Annotated in this window: 9 protein-coding genes; 2 read left to right on the top strand and 7 right to left on the bottom strand. The window is 38.0% G+C overall.

Annotation, left to right across the window (positions count from 1 at the left end):
* Nucleotides 1-274 precede the first annotated feature (274 nt).
* Nucleotides 275-2548, bottom strand: a complete 2274-nt coding sequence (locus MKX73_RS10460; protein ID WP_340717375.1) for an S-layer homology domain-containing protein — start codon at nucleotides 2546-2548, stop codon at nucleotides 275-277.
* 409 nt (nucleotides 2549-2957) lie between these two features.
* A complete protein-coding gene (locus MKX73_RS10455) occupies nucleotides 2958-4448 on the bottom strand; it encodes an O-antigen ligase family protein (protein WP_340717374.1) in 1491 nt (496 codons plus the stop codon).
* Between the two features lie 449 nt (nucleotides 4449-4897).
* On the opposite strand from MKX73_RS10455, the gene MKX73_RS10450 reads away from it, so the two are divergent.
* Together MKX73_RS10450 and MKX73_RS10445 are read left to right on the top strand one after the other, a co-directional pair.
* Entirely contained in the window at nucleotides 4898-5164 is a 267-nt protein-coding gene (locus MKX73_RS10450) for a multidrug ABC transporter ATPase (RefSeq protein ID WP_340717373.1), read from the top strand.
* A gap of 302 nt (nucleotides 5165-5466) precedes the next feature.
* Nucleotides 5467-7476, top strand: coding sequence for an S-layer homology domain-containing protein (locus MKX73_RS10445; protein WP_340717372.1), 2010 nt, complete (start codon nucleotides 5467-5469; stop codon nucleotides 7474-7476).
* 298 nt (nucleotides 7477-7774) lie between these two features.
* Here MKX73_RS10445 and MKX73_RS10440 read toward each other — a convergent pair whose 3' ends face one another.
* From MKX73_RS10440 to MKX73_RS10420, 5 genes are all read right to left on the bottom strand, one after another.
* Nucleotides 7775-9751: an N-acetylmuramoyl-L-alanine amidase gene (locus MKX73_RS10440; RefSeq protein WP_340717371.1), complete on the bottom strand. Its 1977-nt coding sequence runs from the start codon at nucleotides 9749-9751 to the stop codon at nucleotides 7775-7777.
* A gap of 659 nt (nucleotides 9752-10410) precedes the next feature.
* A complete protein-coding gene (locus MKX73_RS10435) occupies nucleotides 10411-11352 on the bottom strand; it encodes a C40 family peptidase (RefSeq protein ID WP_079524693.1) in 942 nt (313 codons plus the stop codon).
* Nucleotides 11353-11636: 284 nt separating this feature from the next.
* Complete coding sequence (locus MKX73_RS10430) at nucleotides 11637-12698, bottom strand: CAP and S-layer homology domain-containing protein (protein ID WP_340717370.1); 1062 nt, start codon at nucleotides 12696-12698, stop codon at nucleotides 11637-11639.
* A gap of 254 nt (nucleotides 12699-12952) precedes the next feature.
* A complete protein-coding gene (locus MKX73_RS10425) occupies nucleotides 12953-16990 on the bottom strand; it encodes a hypothetical protein (RefSeq protein WP_340717369.1) in 4038 nt (1345 codons plus the stop codon).
* A gap of 490 nt (nucleotides 16991-17480) precedes the next feature.
* On the bottom strand, nucleotides 17481-20042 hold the full coding sequence (locus MKX73_RS10420; protein ID WP_340717368.1) for an S-layer homology domain-containing protein: 2562 nt from the start codon (nucleotides 20040-20042) through the stop codon (nucleotides 17481-17483).
* Nucleotides 20043-20384: the final 342 nt, after the last annotated feature.

Below are 20384 nucleotides of genomic sequence, written 5' to 3'. Positions count from 1 at the left end.
CTACTTTACCCGGGATACGTTCTACTTTCCTGGCGCGAGGTTCTACTTTCTCGTCCAAGCGTTCTACTTCCACACAAAAACATTCTATACTTTCACCAACACCAAAGTAAATACTTACTTCTCTCCCTATCAAAACCTTTCCCCGCAATAAAACTCCACATTCTAATCACACCCCCCTCGCGCCTCCCTCTCCTCCCCAGCTCCTCCGTTTTCTCCATAAAAAAACCTTTGTAAAAGTTGCGATTCCTCGCTGCAACTTTACAAAGGTTTTCACTTATTTATTTTGTGTTATTGTGCGGTATAAGAATAAGCTGAAGTGCACGCGTGATACTTCTTGACTTGGTTTGTAAGTATTATCTTCATAACCTGTCGTAATTTCATTTGCTGCCAGCGTATGAATGTAATCGTATGCCCAGTGCTTTGTACTTACATCTTTAAATTTCGTAGAAGTAGTACCCGTTAACTTATATGCTTCAACTAGAATTTTCGCCATTTGAGCACGAGTTAATGGTTTGCCCGGTTCGTATTTGCCGTCACCAGTACCGCTCATGATGCCTGCCTGCACAATCGCAGCAACTGCACCATAATATGTGCTCTTTGTTGATAGATCGCTAAATCCAGGGTTTGGCACATCTTTTGTAGATAATCCTAATGCACGAGTTAGCAATACAGCCGCTTGACCACGGTTTAATGCTATTTCCGGTTTGAATGTACCATCCGGATACCCGTTGATCAGGTTATTATCAACTAAATATTGAATTTCTGTTTTATAAACATTGTTTACAGAAATATCTTTGAATAATGGTTTTTCCACTGACTTTACAACGATTTCCTTAGAAACGGATTTTGTTCCTAATGTCGCCGTTACACGGGCAGTACCTTCTTTACCATTCGATTTGAAAAGACCTGAGCTGGATACTGTACCGATGTCTCCATCAATAGTCCATTTAATTTGTGAATCATCATAAATGAGTGTTTCATTATTTGCCCCTGTTACATTTGCTTTTAATTGAAGCGATGCATTTGGTTCAATTGCACCTGATACTCCTGAAATCGAAAGTCCAGCCGGTGCATCCACTACATTGAAGCTGATTGTTTGTGTTGCACCTTCATTTGAAACTGTTATACGTTCAGAACCAGGTGCTACAGCTGTATAGCTTAAGCCGTTAACTGACACTGTATTATTTTGCGGTGTTACTACAAAGTCATTTGCATTTACTGCCAATGGGTTATAATACTCGTCCAATACGTAGTTTGGTGTAAGTTTCACTGTTGCACCGACTAATAATGTACCTACTTTATCACGATTTACTTGAATATATTTTGGTGCATTTGTTGTTGGTGCTGTACTGATTGCTTCAATAATTGCAGAAACGCGACGTTGCGTACCACCAGATGGTGTATTGGCTAAAACGACCGTGTTGCTGCCGTATTTACGGATACCCATTGTTGTTGAACCGCCGCCATCTAAATTAATCGCACGGTCAAAGCCAAGGCTTACCAGATAATCCGCAAACTGTGGTAACGTCATACCTGCACTTGAGTTAATACGACCGTCCACTGTAATTAAGTGTACTTTTTTCTTATCTTTGCTGATCGCAATCGCTGTACGTGGTGCAACTTCTCTAGCACGTGAGCTTGATTCATTGATTGTCAGATTTTTTTTGCCGTCCAATACTAATAATGGACCACTTGCCATCATAAACTGTGCATCCATCCAACGATCATCAATACCAAAGTTTACTGAAATTTCTTCGCCGACTTTAATTCCACGGTATTTATCGCCCCATGCTGATCCGTTAAAAGAAAGCACGAAACCGTTACGCGGAATTTTCGTTTTTGTTTCATCATCATAACCGCGGATTGCAGTTACTTTACCTGTTAAAGTTTGTCCGAATTTCGTTGCACCGATTGTGTTGTCAGTTTCAACGATAAATTCCATACCTTTTCCGTTGTTCGGCGTCATAGAACTATGGTTTTGCGGTGTATAAACAATTGCCTCATCAGTTCCGCGCTTTACATTAAGACCATTTACTTCATTCGTTTGACCGTTATATGTAACGCTAATCTTACTATTGTAGTAAGCGATCTCTCCAAATCCGTCCTTTGTAATACCGAATGCGATCGGCTGGCTCACATAGTTCGAGCTTGAGTCTGAAATAACGCTTGGTGTAACGATTGTATTATATTGAGAAATTAAATATAAAGGATAGCCATCCCCCATATTGTAGAAGTTTGAGTTGATTGCCCCGACTACTCGGTTTCCTTCCTTCGTATGACTGTTCGCGTGCTGCGTTGTTGTCATAAGCGTATTAACCGGAGATGGTAAACCTAAGCCGATCTTTGTGAAAGAATCTGTTAAGTCGACTTCTAAATGATTAACGATACTTGTTTTAGATCCTTTATGGGTATAGTTTGAATATGTTACCCCTGTCGAAAGCGGGTATGAGTCATTTGTCGATTGTGCTGCACTTGCAAATTGCGGTGTACTGAAAATAAGTGCAAACATCATGAGCACTGCTATAAATAGTGATTTAGTTGTTTTCATATTTTGCGCTTCCTGTAAACTTGAAGCAAGTCACCTTCCCTTCTTAATGTCCTATCTCTAACCTTAACAAATTTTCGCGTGAGAGACTATTAATCTTTTGTTACATTTTACAAAAAATCGATTTATTCAACATAAAATTACATAGTGTATAAGAAAATAATACATATACTTTTAAGATTAGTTTTTAAATTACTTCTAATTTATTCCGTTGATTTCCATTACGGGCAGACGCTTTCCGCGAGCGCGGCTCGAGCCTGTAGTCTCTCCCTCGCGCTGTTCCCGCTGGCGTCTGCCGCCCTCCATTCCAATCAACTCCTGTTAATCCTAAATAATTTTAATCAATTATATATATTCCATAATGTTTTTAATCAAAAAAAGAACTATCCTCCTAAGAAGATAGTTCCTTGATCTATTCTGCTTTTTGTTTTTCGTAGTCGCTGAGCTTGAGCATTGGATACATTGTGCGCATACTCGCAAATATTCCAAAGAGGATAAAGTAGAATAATACATATACTTTTAATTCCCAAATATTATAGAAGAAACCGGCTACACCTGTTGCGAACCATAGCCCGAATAAATATTGTCCGAAGACTGTTTTACGTTCTTTCCAGTACATCCATACCATTGCAAGCAGGAAACCGGCAAATAATAGAACTCCGACTGCTCCTGTCTCGGCAATCACCTGGATATATTGGTTATCGGAATAGAAGTTTTTCCCTCCGTAAATATCAGAACGGATACCGTACTCCTCATAAATAGGCGAGTCATATGATAAAGTCGCCGAACCACCGAATGTACCAAAACCGGCACCTGTAATCGGATAATCTTTCAGCACTTCAAATCCTTTTTTAATATAGAACATACGACCACTTTCCTGCATAAGCTCCAAAGTGTCGTCCGAGAATGTTTCCGTGAAGCGGTTACTGATTCCCCCGGAAATTTCCTCTGGCGCAACCGTATTTTCCACACCTAAGTTCTGCAAAAACGATACTCCCCAGTTTACAGGGAAATAAATAAGCGCAATTGCCACAACAAATGAAATGGCAATTCTCTTCAATAACTGCCAATTACGTGATAGCAGCATAAAGAATAAGATGAATACGATAGCGGAAATCCAGGTACCGCGTGAAAGTGTCAATAACAGCATTCCAATGAAAGCGACCTGTGCTATACGGAACGTCCATTTAAATTCATTGTTTTTATATGCCCATCGCAGGAAGAATACCGCGCCGATGGCAAAGAACATAACTAATGCCAATGAGTTTGGATTGTTCAGCATACCGTAGACACGCACGAAGTTTGTTGAAGAAAGTATTTTTTCCGTCCATACTTCCGGCATTAATAACTGGCGCATCGAAAGCTTTTCGACAATCCCCTGTACGAAAATAACGGCACCTGAAAATACAGTAATCCATGCTATTTTTACAAGGAAATTTTTCGGCAGTTCACTACGACTTAAAATGTAATACAGCAAATACATGACGCCGAATGTACGTAGTTGGAAGACAATCGCACCAAGTGATACACCGTTTTTGTAACCGATGATTGCACCGAAGATTAAAAAGGCGAAGAAGAAGTATTCGAATGGTTTGAAATGAAACCAAGTTTTAAATTTCTTCGTATTTAGTAAAAATAAACGCAGCAATACGACGATCGTAATCAAATCGCCGATGAGTTTAAGACCAGGGTTCAGTTCAATAAAGAATGTACGGAAAATTACGTACGGTACTAAAATTACTAAACTTTGAAATGGCTTAAAAAATGCAAAAAGTACAAAGAAAATCGCTGTACTGATTTGCGCTATCGAAGGCGGAAGCAGTATGGCCGCCACAAGTACAAGAATTGCCCCAAATATTTCGAGCCACTCTTTTTTATTCATTTTGACAGAAATGTCATTCATAGATGTCCCAAACCCTTTCCTATATGTAGTTCTCTATTTTTTAGATGAGTTTTGCTCATGTGGATTAAGACGAACTTAAGTATAATATGGTTACAATTATAATTCAATGAGAGTGTAAAACACACCCTAAATTACTAGAATAATTGTCAGATCAATGGTTTTTCAGTCCTTTAGACACTAAAAAAGAGGCAAAACTTTTGCCTCTCTTCAAAATCTTCCTAGTCATGCTCTTTTTAAGAAACTCTTGCTTTTCCATTTAAACAAATCCCGATGTTTTTCATTATAACCAGCATTACTAATAAAGGAAAAATCAGCACAAATATATCTAGATTTTACCATTAAATAAACTAGAGAGAGTTAAAACTTTCCGGAATGATTTCCATCCAGCCATTCATAATTGCTCCTCAAAACCATAAAATATATACATCACTATTTTGGAGGTCGTAGTATTGCATAATAATAGCCGTAAGAAAAACAATGAACCGCCAATCGACAACAATCCATTAATTCAAGCCGCTTCACTTGAGGTGCTGGCCGGTTTATTAGCTACGTTAGCGGAAGGGATTTCAACATTTGCCGCTGCTCTCGCATTGCAGGAAGCACAACAGCAGGCCAGTAATTACAGCCAAAATAACGTGGATCTCCAGGAAGTTCATGAACAGCTTCATTACTTAACTAAAGAAGTTAAAAAAATATCGAAAGCATTGAACCTGTAATTATTATTGATTCTTATTATATAGAAAGAAAAATTGCGTCACTTTAAATTGAGAAGCTCCCTATTCTTTCATCTCTCCCCTCAATTTCAAGAACCCTCTATGTTATGAGCTTAAATCTAGCTCACTCTTTTTTATTTCTTCAATAATATATTATCTAACTCATTTTTCCCTATCTTTAAATTATTTTTAAAAGGACTTTTTAATTACATTTATATTACAAACGTCTAAAGTATTAGGATTCATCTATGATTCTCGCTCATATATTGGTAAAATATCATCATATAGGAAAGGAGCGTGAATCTGTGTTTAAAAAAATAGTTGGACTGGCATTCGCATTTATCGTTGCTCTGTCTTTTACAACACAATCAACATCTCATGCGAATGATATAGAAGGCCATCAGATGGTAAATGAATTAACATACTGGTCTAATCTTGATGTCATTCGACCGGACAGTAAAGGAAATTTCAACCCAAACCGTGCCGTAACGCGTGGAGAATTTGCTTCTTACATTACTCGTGCACTTAAATTACCAGATTCGTCTACATACACTTTTAAGGATTTAAAAGCTGGTAATGAACTGACACGTGAAATTCAGGCCGCTGCAGCTTCAAACATTTTAAGCGGCTATCCTGATGGAACATTCCGTCCAAACGAAAAAATTACGCGCCAGCATATGGCAGGTCTTTTGGAAAAAGCATTGCGTTATTCAAACGTGCCTTTGGAAGGACAACCACTAACGTTTAAAGATAACAACAAAATTAGTGATCAGTTCAAACCGGCAGTAGCTACAAACGTTTACTACAATATTATCCGTGGATCACATACGAAAAACGGGGTATTCTTTGAACCACAAGGCAATGCGACGATCGCTCATGCCGCAGCATTTTTATTCCGTATGCAAACGACAATCGAAAAATTTGCTGTAAATGAAGGTGAGGAACCGACGGAAACGCCTGCTCCAAACCCGAATATCTATTATGTCGGTAAAATTTCAAATGGAGTAATTACGAAAAACTCTACTGTTTACTTTAATTACGAACAAGCTGAATCAGCGTTAAAAAGCTCTGGCTCAAACTTGATTATTAAAGGCGATAAGATCATTAAAATGTCTTCAGGTATCGCTTCTGCAGCGGATGTGAAAGCAAACACTGTAACAATCTATTCAGATAAAAACTTTACGAAGTCGTTATCGTATGCTGTAGAAGGCTCTCAGTTTAAATACATTGGAAGCAATGATCAATATGCAATCGTTCAATTAGCGGATACAAAAGGCTATGCGAAAATTGATGAAGTAACATTAACACCAACAAGCTTAATTAAAGGACAAGACTACTATTTTGCTGAAGGTGGTTACTTAACACATCGTACTTATAACCACATCACACAAAAATATTACGGGAATTACGTAGTGAGTGAAGCACCTGTCTTTATGAAACCAGGTGCACAATATTATAGCCAAGATGGTGTAAACTTCTACTCTGACGTTCTATTAACGAAAAAAGTAGGTACACATTATCCGTATTTCCAATTCCAGTCGATTCGTCAGCCATCAAACTATACTGCTGAAGAACTGGACAATATGATTATGACATTATTAACTGAGCGCAAGGATATTAAAACTTCCCCTCAATATGCAAAAGCAACAGTTGAATCTCGTTTAATCGGGATGGGGAAATTTTTAAAGCAGGTGGAAGCGCAACATAATGTCAATGCCCTATTCATTTTAGCTGCAGCAATGCATGAAGGTGATTATGGAGTAAGTAAAAATGCACTGACGAAAAACAACATCTTTGGTATTGAAGTGTTCGACACTGATCCAACATTAGGTCAAGTATATAAAAACCGTGACGACAGTGTTCTTGCCTTTATTAACCGCTATGTCAATCTGAAGTACGTACCTCAATCAGGTGGTTATGCAAAAGGTGCAGTACCGGGGAATAAAACATCCGGTATTAATGTTCACTATGCATCAGATCCATTCTGGGGCAGTAAAATTGCCGGTCATATGTATCGCATGGACAACCGTTTCGGTAAAAAGGATTACAAGCAAGCAAAATTGGCATTCGTATCATATGAAAATGGCCATCTTGTAAATGTGCGTAATGAACCAACAACATCATCGCCGGTCCACTTCACTTATAAAGCGAAAAATGTAGGTGAAACAGGCGTGTTCGGCTACCCTGTCGTAATCGTTGAGGAAACGAAAGGTACGGACGGCTATGTATGGTACAAAATTTTGTCAGACAATAACCCTCCTGCAAAATACGGTTGGGTACGCTCTGATTTAGTTCAGTTAATTCCAGAAAATTAATTTTTAATCCAGTACTTCTGCAGAAGTGCTGGATTTTTTTGCAGTTTTCAAACTAAGCTTTCGAGAGCGGCAGTTTATTAGAAAAGTTGGAAAGGTTATTAGAAGACCGGACGGGATATTAGAACTTTGGGGGAGGTTATTAGAACATCCGAATGACATATTAGAAGAAGTGCCTATTATATTAGAACTTCGCACTTTTATTAGAACATTTCCCAGGATATTAGAACTTCCACGGAACATATTAGAAAATCACAAAAAAACCGAGCAACTCCCTCCGATCAGGAAGCTGCTCAGTCAATCATTTCGTATAATACTGCACAATACCATTGTAAATAGACTGCGCGAAAATCTCGACATATTCGTCAGATATAAGCTTTTCTCTATCTGCATTGTTAGTGATGAAACCTAGCTCCACTAAAACAGCAGGCATCACGTTTCCTTTAATAACAACATAGTCTGCGCGCTTTACACCACGGTTGTACATTTTCGCGTTTTTAACAATTTCGTTATTAATAGCTGTTGCCAACGCTAAATCTTCTTTTTCATTTGCATTGGAAGTAACACTGTAGAACGTTTCCGTTCCATTTGCTGATTCCTTTGCTGCGGCATTCGCATGTAGACTGATAAAAATTTCACCGTTCTCATTTTTAGCGTATCGAACACGATCCTCTAAGCTAGGATATGTATCACCAGAACGCGTCATTTTTACTGTCGCACCATCTTTTTCAAGTTTTTGCTTTACTAGATTTGCAACTTTTAGAACGATTTCCTTTTCACGTGCATTACTTTTGACAGCACCAGGATCTTTACCGCCATGACCTGGATCAAGAACAATAATACGATCTTTTACAGCAGGTCCTTTTTGATTAAGAAGCTGTAAATAGGTTTTATTAATATAGCCGTTAACTCCGTTATACGTGATTTTAGCCCAGCTGCCTGATACCGAATGCACTTCCACTAGTGTACCTCGCTTAATTTGACCAAGCGAACGTGAAGTACCTGAAGCAGACTCACGAATTTGCAACGCATCAACTGTCGCTTTACCAACCGTATTCGTCAATAGCTGTTGCGGCGGCGTAACAGGCTGTTCTTTTTCACCGCTATTTTCCGCAGGAGGTTTCGGTATATTAGTCTCCTCTTCCACTACCGGTTTTTCCGGTTCCACTACTGGAGGTGAAACTGGTTCTGTCTGCAATGAATCCTCGGTTTGAGAAATTCGTACATATGCAGGTAAACCATTTACCAGCGTAACATACCAATTGCCAATCGTATTATAAACGGCAATTTTCTCTTTTGCTGCAATCGGACTTACACTATTTGAAGCGACATCACGCTTTTCATATGCCTGAATATTGCCCGATGCGTAAACATGTTTTTGCACTTTGTTAAGCTGCTTGCCGGATTCATCTAAAAAATCTACATAATCCTTGTAAACATAGGCATAGCGTCCTTCATGGGAAACCTTCAGCCAACCGTCCTTCTGAATTTCGTAAACGGCAAACGATGCGCCTGTATTTACTTTTGCCAAAATATTTGATGCATTTGAAGAAGATGCAGATGTGCGGACATTTAAATTATTTACATTTGCTTTAGCAGAAGCAATTGCTGCCGAAACATCCGGAACGTTCACCCCTTGAACAGGTAATGGCAAACGGTATTTTTCCGAAGAGGCACGAGCGATAAATGAAGCGAACTGTGCACGTGTTACCGAATTTTTCGGATTATATTTTTCAGCTTCCACTGTAATTCCGTTAAAGTATATAGCTGCGATGTATGGATAATAGCCATACGTCGGTTTAATATCATTAAATGGAATTTCCAGCATTTCTGTTTGAGCCGTGTTTAATTTAAAAGCAATGGCCAGTACTTTACTCATTTCTTCTCGTGTTAAAGGTGTATTCGGTGCAAATTTCCCTTTCGATTGCTCAGAGAAAAATCCTAACTGTACCGCACTTTCTACAAAGCCTGAAAGTTCTGTTCCCAACTTAACATCAGAAAAAGAAGACTTTTTAACAGTTAAAGGCTTGTTATTCGTTGCAACAACGACCATTTTAGCAGCTTGGCCCCGGGTTACATGGGCATTCGGTTTATAAAGAGTTTTACCATTTTCCGTATACCCTTTTATAACCCCCGCATTTACTAAATAGTTAATTTCATTATACGCCCCGTTTGAAGAAGGGACATCGGCAAAGCTTGTACTAGCATATGCCGTATTCAATTGGAACATTGCCATGAAGATGATTGTCACCGTCACGACAAGATTGCGCAAAGACAATGTTAAAATCCTCCCCTCTATTAGATAGTTCCCATTTTACCAAATTATTCATAAAATTAATATGTACAAAGCAAGAAACTTAATATTTTTCTAGTTTACAGGGAGTAGAATATGATATTTTTCATATAAGAGATGAGAGATTCTGTTATAGATGAAAGTGGTTCTAATTTTAGTCTGGAATTGGCTAATATATGTGCGCGTTCTATTTTAGGTATGAAATGTTCTACATTTTTAGCTATAGCTTCCACTTCACCTGGCAAACGTTTTACTTTTGATAGGAAAGTTTCTACCTTTATTTAGAGAACTTCTAATAAGGTTACCGCTTTCTACTTTCGATCTGAATTGTTCCACATTATGAACTGCAGCTTCCTCTTCCCCTGGCAAACGTTCTACTTTTGATGGAAAAGTTTCTACCTTCATTCGGAAATCTTCTATTTAAATTTCAGCTTTCTACTTCAGTCGAAATTATTTCCACTTTCTCTCCCCCATTGGCTATAAAGCAGCACACAGCCCAAGTCCCACAACAAAAAAGAAACACAGACAAATTTGTCTGTGTTTCAACAACTATTAGTAAGTACTTCCCTGCAAGGTGGATATCTAATGAGATATGTAGAAGTTACTAATTTTTATTCATTAAGTATTGGTTATTGCCAATCTTATTATTGTAGACGGTTAATGAAAGCTGTTAAATGTTTTAACATAACGTTATCGTTTGTACCGAATGTGCCGTCACCTTTACCTACTGTAATGCCGTTCGATGCTAAGATCGAGATGTCGTTATGTGCCCAGTGAGATGTTGGTACATCTGTGAAGTTTAAAGTATCTTGCTTCATTTTTAAGTCAAATGCTTTTACTAATACTTTAGCCATTTGAGCACGTGTTAATGGTGAAGCTGGATTGAACTTACCTTCGTCACCAGTGAAAACGCCTAATTTATAAAGTGCAGTTGCTGCACCTGCATATTTTGATGATGATTTAATATCTGTAAATGGTGAATTTGTATCAGATGTATCTAAACCTAATGTTTTTGCTAATTGAATTGCTACTTCACCACGTGATGCATAAACCGTGAAATCGATTGCTGAATCTTTTACTTCTTCTTTTTCAACTGAAGAAACTGCTGCAACTACTTTTTGACTTTCTCCAAAGCTTGCTACGCGTTTTGCTCCGTTATAACGCTTCGCCCAGTAAGAAGAAGTTAAACTTGCTTCAGTAACGCCTGTGCTTGTACCAGCGTGAACGAATTTATTACCTCCTAATGAGATACCAACGTGAGAAGCTGTTTTACCAGTTGTATTAAAGAATACTAAATCGCCTGGTTGTAAATCTGATTTTGAAACGGCACTACCTTGTTTATATTGAGCAGCTGCTGTACGGTTTAAGTCAAAGCCTAATTGCTTGAATACTAATTGAGTAAATCCAGAGCAATCTAACCCGCGTGCTGTTGTTCCTCCATAAACGTATGGTACACCGATATATTTAGAAGCTGTTGCTGTTAATTCTGAAACTGATGCTGCTTGTGCTGTATTATTCGAACCCATCCCTACACCTGAAAAAATCATGAAAGTTGCAAAGATCGGTAATAAGATTTTCTTTTTCACTTTAAAATGGAACTCCCTTCAAAATAGGCCTCGCGATGAATATTCGAGGTATAACATAACGTAAAACTTGTTTGTTCATGTTTATTTAACCTAATAACAGGGTAACATATATATTTGTGATATTATTTTTCACTTGTGTAACAGTTTCTAGTATTTTGATATAAAAACAGAAAACACCGAATCTCAGTATTTACGCAGAGATTCGGTGTTTTTTATAGAATATTTATATTAATGAAATAAAACTTGTAACATTACTGTAATGTAAGGTACTAGTATTTACCAGTTCATTTACTAGAAAAATGTTGAACTACATAATATTTCCCATTTTTAGATTGCTCAATGCCGATACCCATATGTGTATATACTTCTTTTAAAATATTGTCACGATGTTTCGGTGAAGCCATCCAAGCCTTTACCGTTGTTTCCGGTGACTCGAAGTTTCGGGCTAAATTTTCTCCATAGCTTGTATACTCATAATCGAATAACATCGCTAAATCCCACGGATTGCCGTAAAAAGGTGAATTATGTTCAAAATAATTGCGCTTCAGCATATCCTTCACTTTAATAATAGCAATCTGGGTTAACTTCTTGTCCTGCATAAGTGGAGAAAGTCCTTTTGCAGCTCGTTCCTCGTTAACAAGGTCCAATATTTTTTTCTCCCACTGTTTATGATGATTTACTGTATCAATATAATCCTTTTGCAGAAAGTCATATACTACATCCAAATTTTTTACCTTTTCCTTAAACTCCATACCGCGCATTGTGAGTGCAGCTACATGAGCACGGGTAACAAATTCATTCGGTTCAAAAGTTTTTGCAGTTTTTCCTTTTACAATTTCCACATCTGCCAGTGATTCAATATAATCTTTTGCCCAATAGTTTTTAGGTAAATCCTTAAAAGATGTCTTGTTTTTCTGATCGACTTCAACTGCATAGGCAAGGGCAATCATTTTTGAAATATGCGCACGTTTTAAAGGGTCTTCAGGATGAAACTCACTAGCGTTTTGAATAATCCCCAATTCCGCCAGTTTACAAATCTCTTTATAATAACGATGATCAGTAGGGACATCCGTAAAATTCGGGACAAAGTCAGTCGTTAATGGTACGCCCATCGTTCTTGCAATAATCCCTGCCGCCTCAGCACGAGTCGTCGTTCTGTTCGGTTTGAATGTACCGTCTGTATAACCTTCCATAAATCCTTTTTCAACCAGCTCATATATTACAGGTGCTGCCCAATACGTACTTTTCACATCAGTAAAAGTTGGAGACGTATTTGCATAAACCTCAGAAGATGGTGCATGTAATAAACAAGCAATGACGGACCCCATAATTAAAACCCGTTTCATCAAATCCCCCCTATCAGTCCATTTTCTATTATTATACAATGGATTAATTACTTTTCTCTTACCAGAAAACTTTGCAACTAACTTAAAAGCCATGAAATAGAAATTTCATGCCAAATTCGATAGGAACCACTCTTATTTTCTATAAATATGCGATTTGCTTTCTTATCATTTTACACTAAAAAATACCCCAAAAGGCAGATTTTCCATTCTACCTTTTGGAGTACAGTTATTAAATTATAGTATTTCCATTATAATTACAACCCTAATTCAAAAATAGCGGCCTGCAGTTTATTGTAATTTTTCACTAACGATTTTTGGTTAATTGTCAGGCGTTCGTATGCTGTTTTCGCTGACTTCGCTCTTGAAGCATATGTTCTTAAAGATGGATCCAGATCCTCTATTTGCTTCATGACACGCTCCGCCGCTTTTAAATCTTTTTCGGCCTGCACAAGATCAGAATAGTTCAGTACTTGACGCTTCGAACCAGAAGGAAGTGCTTTATAAGCTGCCACCGCATTTATTACATCTGTTTCAAAACTGCTTGATGAAGCATTTAAAGAAGCAATGATTGACGTTACTTTTTGCACTTCCGTCATATCAAGTACAGCCTGCTGTAATTTGTAATAGTTTGTAACCTTCAGTTTTTCTTCTTCCGACAACTTGTCATATGCAAGCTTTGCGGCTTCCATATTTCCTTGATAGTACTTGTCGCTTGGCTTCAAACCGGCAATGAGTGTATAGACATGGATCACATTGGATAAGTTTGAGTATTGGTCGATATTTGTTACGTACTCTTTTTGCTGATCATCCAATTTTTTTAAAGCGTTATTCACTGTATTGAATTGACGGCTCAAATCATTTCTTGGATTGCTTAGGCCATCAATTGCTTTTATTGCCGCTTCGATCGGTTTAATGTACTTTTCCTGCTCTTTTAATTCATATTCGAGGGTCACGCCTTTTTTGTTGGCAGAACTTAACGATTTATAGGCTTCACGCGCCTCTTTAATTTTGGCGATAAATTCATTTGCCGATGCTGCATTTAATGCGCGGATCATTGCATCCACCTTTGCGCCGCCTTCCACATTCAGCTCATGATCCAGCAGTGTCGGTAAATTCGATACTTGTACTGCTAACTCAGCCGGCAGTTCGTTATATGACGCTCTCGCTGCTGCCGTCTCTTCTACGAATGTTTTGCTCGTCGGCTTAATCGAATTGATCGCATTTACTACATTATATACTTTCGTAAGATCTCCTAATAACTTTTCGCTGTTGATAAGCAGTGAGCGTTCAGACATCGTCAGTTTTTCATATGCTTTTTCAGCCGATTTATATTTAGAAATAAATGTACGTGCATTCGACGGATCCAACGCTAAAATATCATTATCCAGTTTTAATACCGGTTTTACGCCGCGCTCGCGAGTCGTCAAGTCTTTGTAGTTCGTTACTAGCCGCTGATCTGATTTAGCCAGACTATCATAGCTGTTTCGCGCATCAATCAGTTTTTGGATATAATTCTCTGTCATAGGAAGAGCTGCATCAATGAGTGCGATTACTTGCTTGGCATCAGAAACACCTTTTTCTGCAGCTGCTAGTTTCGTAATATTATGCACGAGTTCTTGCTCTGCTGCAGTCAACACTTCATATTCCGCACGAATTGCCGTGACATCCGCTTCATATGTTTTTGAGCCGACACGCAGCTTTTCAATGCGATTGATTAAATCTGCAACCCTTAAAATATTGTCCAAATTCGAACCATAATTATAAACATCTTGCTTTTGCTTTTCCGTCAGCCGGTCATACGCTTTTTTTGCTGCCGCTACTTTTGTTGGATAATTACGTTCCGTATGCACGGGCAGCTTTTCAATAAGATCGATTACTTTCAATGATGCTTTATAGTCCCGTTCAAGCTCCGTTAAAACTTTTGAATTTCCGACATTGCGTTTCGTTGCAGAATCCAGTTTTTTATAAACAGCCAATACCTCAGCTAAATCGGTGATGAACGCTTCACCGGATTTCGTTTGCAGTGTATCGATTCGGCTTTCCATTGAAAATGCATCTGAAACAATCGCTTCATAGTCCTTTACTTTTTTTCCGTATTCAGTAAAGAGTCTTAATTGAATATTTTCCAGATCCGTAACTGGCTCTGCCGGAGCAGTATAGTCCTCTAGTATCTTTTGAAAATTATTTTTCACTTTTATTAGACTAACTATAAAATCTGCTGATGTCGGGCGAATTGCATCAATTTCCAGCATCAGCTTTGCGAACGGCAACAGCTCAACTAGTTTATCTCTATTGTAGACAAGCCCTTGCAAAGGCTCTGCCAGTTTATTAAAGGAAGTTTCCGCTGCAGTCGTTTTACGTGTAAAATCTTTTGCCGTTACATCAATTTTACTGATTGCCTGAATTGTTTTTAATACTGCCTTGTTCGCGTTTTCGATCTCTGTTAGTACTTTAATATTTTTTACTAACCGTTTGCCATTTGCAGATAAGGCATTATATTTTTCGCGGGTTGCATCGATTTGCTGGAAATCAACAAATTCTGCATTTTGGAAGACAAGAATATCCGCTTCCAATTTTGCTGCGATAGATTGTTCCTCTTTTTGTAATCGCACATAGGATGTTAAAAATTGATGAAGCTTTTCGATATTTGCTGCATCATTTGAAGGAATCGCTTCTTTTAAGGAATCCCATTCGTTTAACTTATTTTCCATGGATACTAAATCTTCCGCATAAGTAATGCTCGTGACATTCAAACTCACTACTTGATCGGCAATTTTTATTATCGGGATTAAAGCTTCAAGACTAGCACGATTTGTGACAAGCTCCTCATTGTCCTTAATTTTGGCATACGAAGATTCCGCAGTACGCACCTTTGTGATAAATGAAGTGACTGTTGAGCGCTTTTTCGTGTCCGTCAGCTTTTCATTATCCAGATTTTCCAATACATCTGTTTTGATCGCATCAATTTGTTTATTGATCGTTGCCGCGGTTGCCGTTGATTTTTCCCATGACGTAAGGAAATCCAATAATTCTTTTAATACATATTTACGCTCATTTGTTGGTAATGCATTATACGCAGCTCTTGCATCTGCAACAATTGAGCTTTTTTCTTCATATTTTGCTGAATCAATCTTTACTATATCTGTTTCAACTTTTTTTGCATTTTCAATTGCCGCTTGTATTTCTAGTAATTTGTCAAAATTCACTACAAATCGTGTATCCAATGGATCAAGGGCATTATATAGTTCCGCTGCATTTTCCGCCGCTTCACGGAATTCTTCAGTATTTGCTTGTAACTTAGAAATTCTTGCAATTTCATTTACTACATTTAATACATTTTCATATGGTTTTAATTCATCCGCGTTTGGTACGAGTTTTTTTTGAACATCGGATAATTGCCCATATTCTTTAACAAGACCATTTACTTTCGAATTAAAGGTTGTAGCAGTTGGCGGCTCTTCTACTAAATCTATAATTTTATCTTCAACCGTTTGTGCCTTTTTAATATCATTTTCCGCATTTTTTATAAATTGTTCGATTCCTGAATCACTCTCAGCCAATTGAATTTTCAATACACTTTTAAATGCCGGATCTGTTATTTCATTAAATGCTGTACGGGCATTAGCTACAGCGCTAATATAGCTTTCCTTACTAAATGCCTCCTGTGCCGTTAATGTTGTGACCGGACTGATGTAATTTTCAATAAATTGCTCAATGGCTGTCGTTTGTTCTTCAAAAGATTGCAGATGACTTAAAGATGCTAATGTAACATATTTGTTAATGAAATCCGTTTGGCCATTTCCGTCGTAATACAGTAATGTTTCCAAAAACGTACCGGCATTCCCGTTTACTGCATTGCTTAACTCCGTGCCTGTATTTTCCAAATGTACATATAGATTTTCAAGTGCCTCCTGTACTGCTTGTGTGTCTGCAACTAAGCTATTGTTTGTATTCGTTAACTTTGAAACTAATATTTTCACTTGTGCTGCATCTTGTTTAAGCTGCATGTATTTTTCTAAATATGTCAGTTTGGCATCGATCAGGGGCATGATATCTGCAAATGTTTCATTATCTTTATATGTATTATAAATAGTTCTTTCCTGAGTTAATGTCGCACTTGCGGATTCTTCATTGGCTGCTTTAAAACTGTTCAATAACTCTTCCGCAGTAACTGAAGCTACGACATTGTACGGAGTCGGTGTTTCACTCGCTTCTGCCTCACCAGCTTGTGCGATAATTGCCGGAGTAATCAAAAGCCCAGCCATCAACCCAACCTTCAAGTTTTTCTTCATCGTTTTATCCCTTCCTTCATGGGTAGTGCTTCAAGTTTGTTCATAATCCTAGGTTAATTATCGGCATATTTTCTCAGGTTGTTAGTTTATATGAAAGGAACAGAGTTTAGCGAAAATGAACCTTTGGATAAGGAAGTGTATGATGTAGAATCTTCAAATGCTAAATTCCTCAAAAGGAAATGCTATTTCGCAAAATTTATTGTAATGTATGTGACTTGGAAATTTTATTAGACAATTAACAAAACATATTAGTCATAGTTACATACTTATTAGTCACAGCTATGTACTTATTAGTCATAACTTTGTACTTATTAGTCATAGTTACGTTCTTATTAGTCACAGCTATGTGCTTATTAGTCACTTTAATACGTATTATAGTCATTCGATATCAAGTAATCGTCACTTTCAAGAGTTAATCGGCAATCCCAGATTCGAGATTTCCCCTATAAAAAAAACCACTCTATCCATTAAAGAATAGAGTGATCTCTCATTATAATGCGTCTGTATATAATTTACCCGCAGGTAAATACTGGGACATTCCGATTTCTTCCAGACCATTTTTGATTTTGTATGTGTGGCCTAAACGATTTTTCGATAAATAGTTTGCTTTTGAAATGAGCATCTCTTCAAATACCGGCAGTTGTGTTGGATCTATATCTTTCCAGTATTTATAAGAGTTAATCAGATCTTCAAGCGTTAAATGCTTATAATCATCGCCGGCAAATTCACCTTTTGGATTTACACGGTACCAAATATCTCCGTTTGAACGGATCCACTTATTCTTCTCAATTTGTAATGCGCGGCTAATCGATTTTGCCGCTTCTAAATATTTAGGATCCTTGAATTCTTTATAGGCCAACAACAGCACATTCATGCCACCAAGTACATGGTTCATCGATGCATGTGTTGTCACCTGCTGATTCACAGGGAAATAATCCGAAATATAATAAGCATCATTTGCAACATTAATGACATGGCCCGCCTGTTTACGCGATGCTAATAGATTCGCATAATTGCGTAACGGTTCTTTATAATTCGGAATATTAAATTCTGCACCGGAGTTATAGTAGAATAACGCAATCTGCTCATTGAATCTTGTATCGATAAATGGCGCTGTAATGCCAAATAAGTTTTTCAAATACGTACTCGTTACTTCTGTTTTCCAGTAAGTAGCATCGTCATCTTTAAATTTATCCAGGTTAATGAACGAGTTTTTCACTAAGTTTGCAAAATAACGATCGCCCTGTTCTTTCAACAAAACTAGTGCTCGGTCTTCTTTTACTAACAGCAGGTTACGCCCGAATCCTTGGAAAGATTTCGGCATTGGCTCTGTAGTAGTCGCCATTTTATTGTATGGACCTTCAGCAGTGTACCAGTTGTTACGCTTTTTATAGTTAATCGCGCTTTCAAGCATCCAGCCATTCATATTTTCGTCTGTTTCAAATAAACGTTCATTTGAATTCATATACCAAGTATCAACAATATCGTTGCCGTTCGAAACCAGTGTATAGTAGCTGAATAAATCTTCGCCAAGCCAAGCTTGTGAATATGCTTCGTACTCGGATTCCAGATCACGCATGTAGCTTGTACCGCCAGTATCTTTATAGCTTTGTGTTAATTGTTTTGAACGATATGCCTGTCCGACCATACGCTCTGTCGACAGCTTTTCGTTCTCCATAATACGTAATAATCCTGTCGGGTATGATGACGAGTCAAAGCCAAATACATCGGCCGAATTTTTTTCGATTGGGAAACGATCATAACGATATAGACGGAAATTCGTTACATTCGTTGCTTTATGGAATAAGTCCACAGTCAGTTTTGATTTCCCCTTGTTCGTCAATGTTGTAAATACAAAGTCATCTCCGTTTTCCAAAGCACGAACCGTTACTTTAACTGTTGCTCCTTGGTTTCCGACTGCATAATTATAAACAGTATCTTTTGCAACACCGTAAGTTTCTGTAGTTGTCCCTTTAAATACAATTGTTGCTGTTGAACGAAGATAGAGCGGGTTTGCATCAGATGTTACTTGTGCAAAGTTCATTTCTTCACGATTGTTTTTAAAATTACTGGATACTTCTGCTGCTTGTACTTTATATTCGTTTTTCGCAATTTTATTTGTTGCGACAAGTGCACGATGAAGCATTACCGAGAATGTCACACGGTTGACCGTTGCTTTCGGATCAAAAGTGCCATCTTCACGACCTGTAGTAATCCCGTGCTGCGCTAAAATTTTAACATTTTCGCGGTGTGACTCACTGATTCTGTTCCAGTCTTTAAACGTCAGTTCTTTACCTGTGTCTTTCAAATCAAATGCACGTACTAAAGTTGTCGCCATCTGTTCACGTGTTAACGCATCCGCTACGCCGAAACGTCCATCTGGTTTACCACCGAAAATACCAGCTTCATATGTAGAAAACACACCTAGTAAATAGCTTGATTTCGTACTTACATCCGAAAACTTGTTCTGATATTTACCGTCCGGAAGCTTTAATGCACCTTTAAACAGGTTTGCTGCCTGACCACGGTTTATATTAAGATTTGGACGGAACTGTGCATCCGGATAACCACCGATAACGCCCATTTCTACAAGTTGCATCACTTCATTTTTAGCCCAGAAACTATCCGGTACATCCGCAAGCTTTTGCTTAACCGTTAATTTCTGGCCTGTTAGCGGCTGAGTCACTGGTTGATCTGATGACTCATCATCTGCAGGCTGTTCAGTATTTGCCGGAGAATCTTGTTCGTCTGATATCTCGTTTTCCGGAGATGTTTCTGTCTGTGGTTCTTCTGGCTGAGCAGGTGTTGACGGTGTCTGTTCAGCATTTTCGTCTGCAGAAATAGATTCCGCATCCTTTTCCTCTTTAACCGTTTCCTCTTGAACTACTGGATTATTACCGGAATCCGTAGTTTCAGTCGTAGTAGTGGTTGAGTTTTGTACTGATGAATTTTCAGCTTCAACTGTGCCTTGTACATTTGCATATGTTGCGGTTGGTAGCGCTGTGGATAAAAATAGTAGCGAGGCTAACAGGGCTGATTTTATTTTAAACATTCGACAGATTTCCTCCTTTTATTTCATTAACGTATAAATTATACCGAATATTGCCATATATTTCACTGAAATGTACAATTTTTAATAGAATAGTAATACACAAAGTAAGTGTAGCATGCTACCTGTTGTGAGGCGATGGTAAATCTCGCTTCCTTTAGTAGGTATTTCTTTATTGGGAAGTTGGGTTGAAGTACGGAGGTGGTTCTACTTTTTACTGAGAGTTTCTACTTTCTATGTGTCTTGCTCTACTTTCCGGCACAAACTTACTCATTTCTCAGATAAACTATCTACTTTTCTTTTCTGCTTGCCTCATTACCTTTATCTCAAAATTCCCCAAAAGAA

Origin of the sequence: Solibacillus sp. FSL W7-1436 (assembly GCF_038007305.1) — a bacterium.
Taxonomy (GTDB): Bacteria; Bacillota; Bacilli; order Bacillales_A; family Planococcaceae; genus Solibacillus.
The sequence above is the reverse complement of the archived record's forward strand: the minus strand, read 5'-3'. Positions and strand labels throughout refer to the sequence as shown.

Coding starts and splice junctions, on each gene's coding strand:
- MKX73_RS10460 (WP_340717375.1), bottom strand. CDS start 2,548: ATGAAAACAACTAAATCACTATTTATAGCAGTGCTCATGATGTTTGCA.
- MKX73_RS10455 (WP_340717374.1), bottom strand. CDS start 4,448: ATGAATGACATTTCTGTCAAAATGAATAAAAAAGAGTGGCTCGAAATA.
- MKX73_RS10430 (WP_340717370.1), bottom strand. CDS start 12,698: ATGAAACGGGTTTTAATTATGGGGTCCGTCATTGCTTGTTTATTACAT.
- MKX73_RS10425 (WP_340717369.1), bottom strand. CDS start 16,990: ATGAAGAAAAACTTGAAGGTTGGGTTGATGGCTGGGCTTTTGATTACT.
- MKX73_RS10420 (WP_340717368.1), bottom strand. CDS start 20,042: ATGTTTAAAATAAAATCAGCCCTGTTAGCCTCGCTACTATTTTTATCC.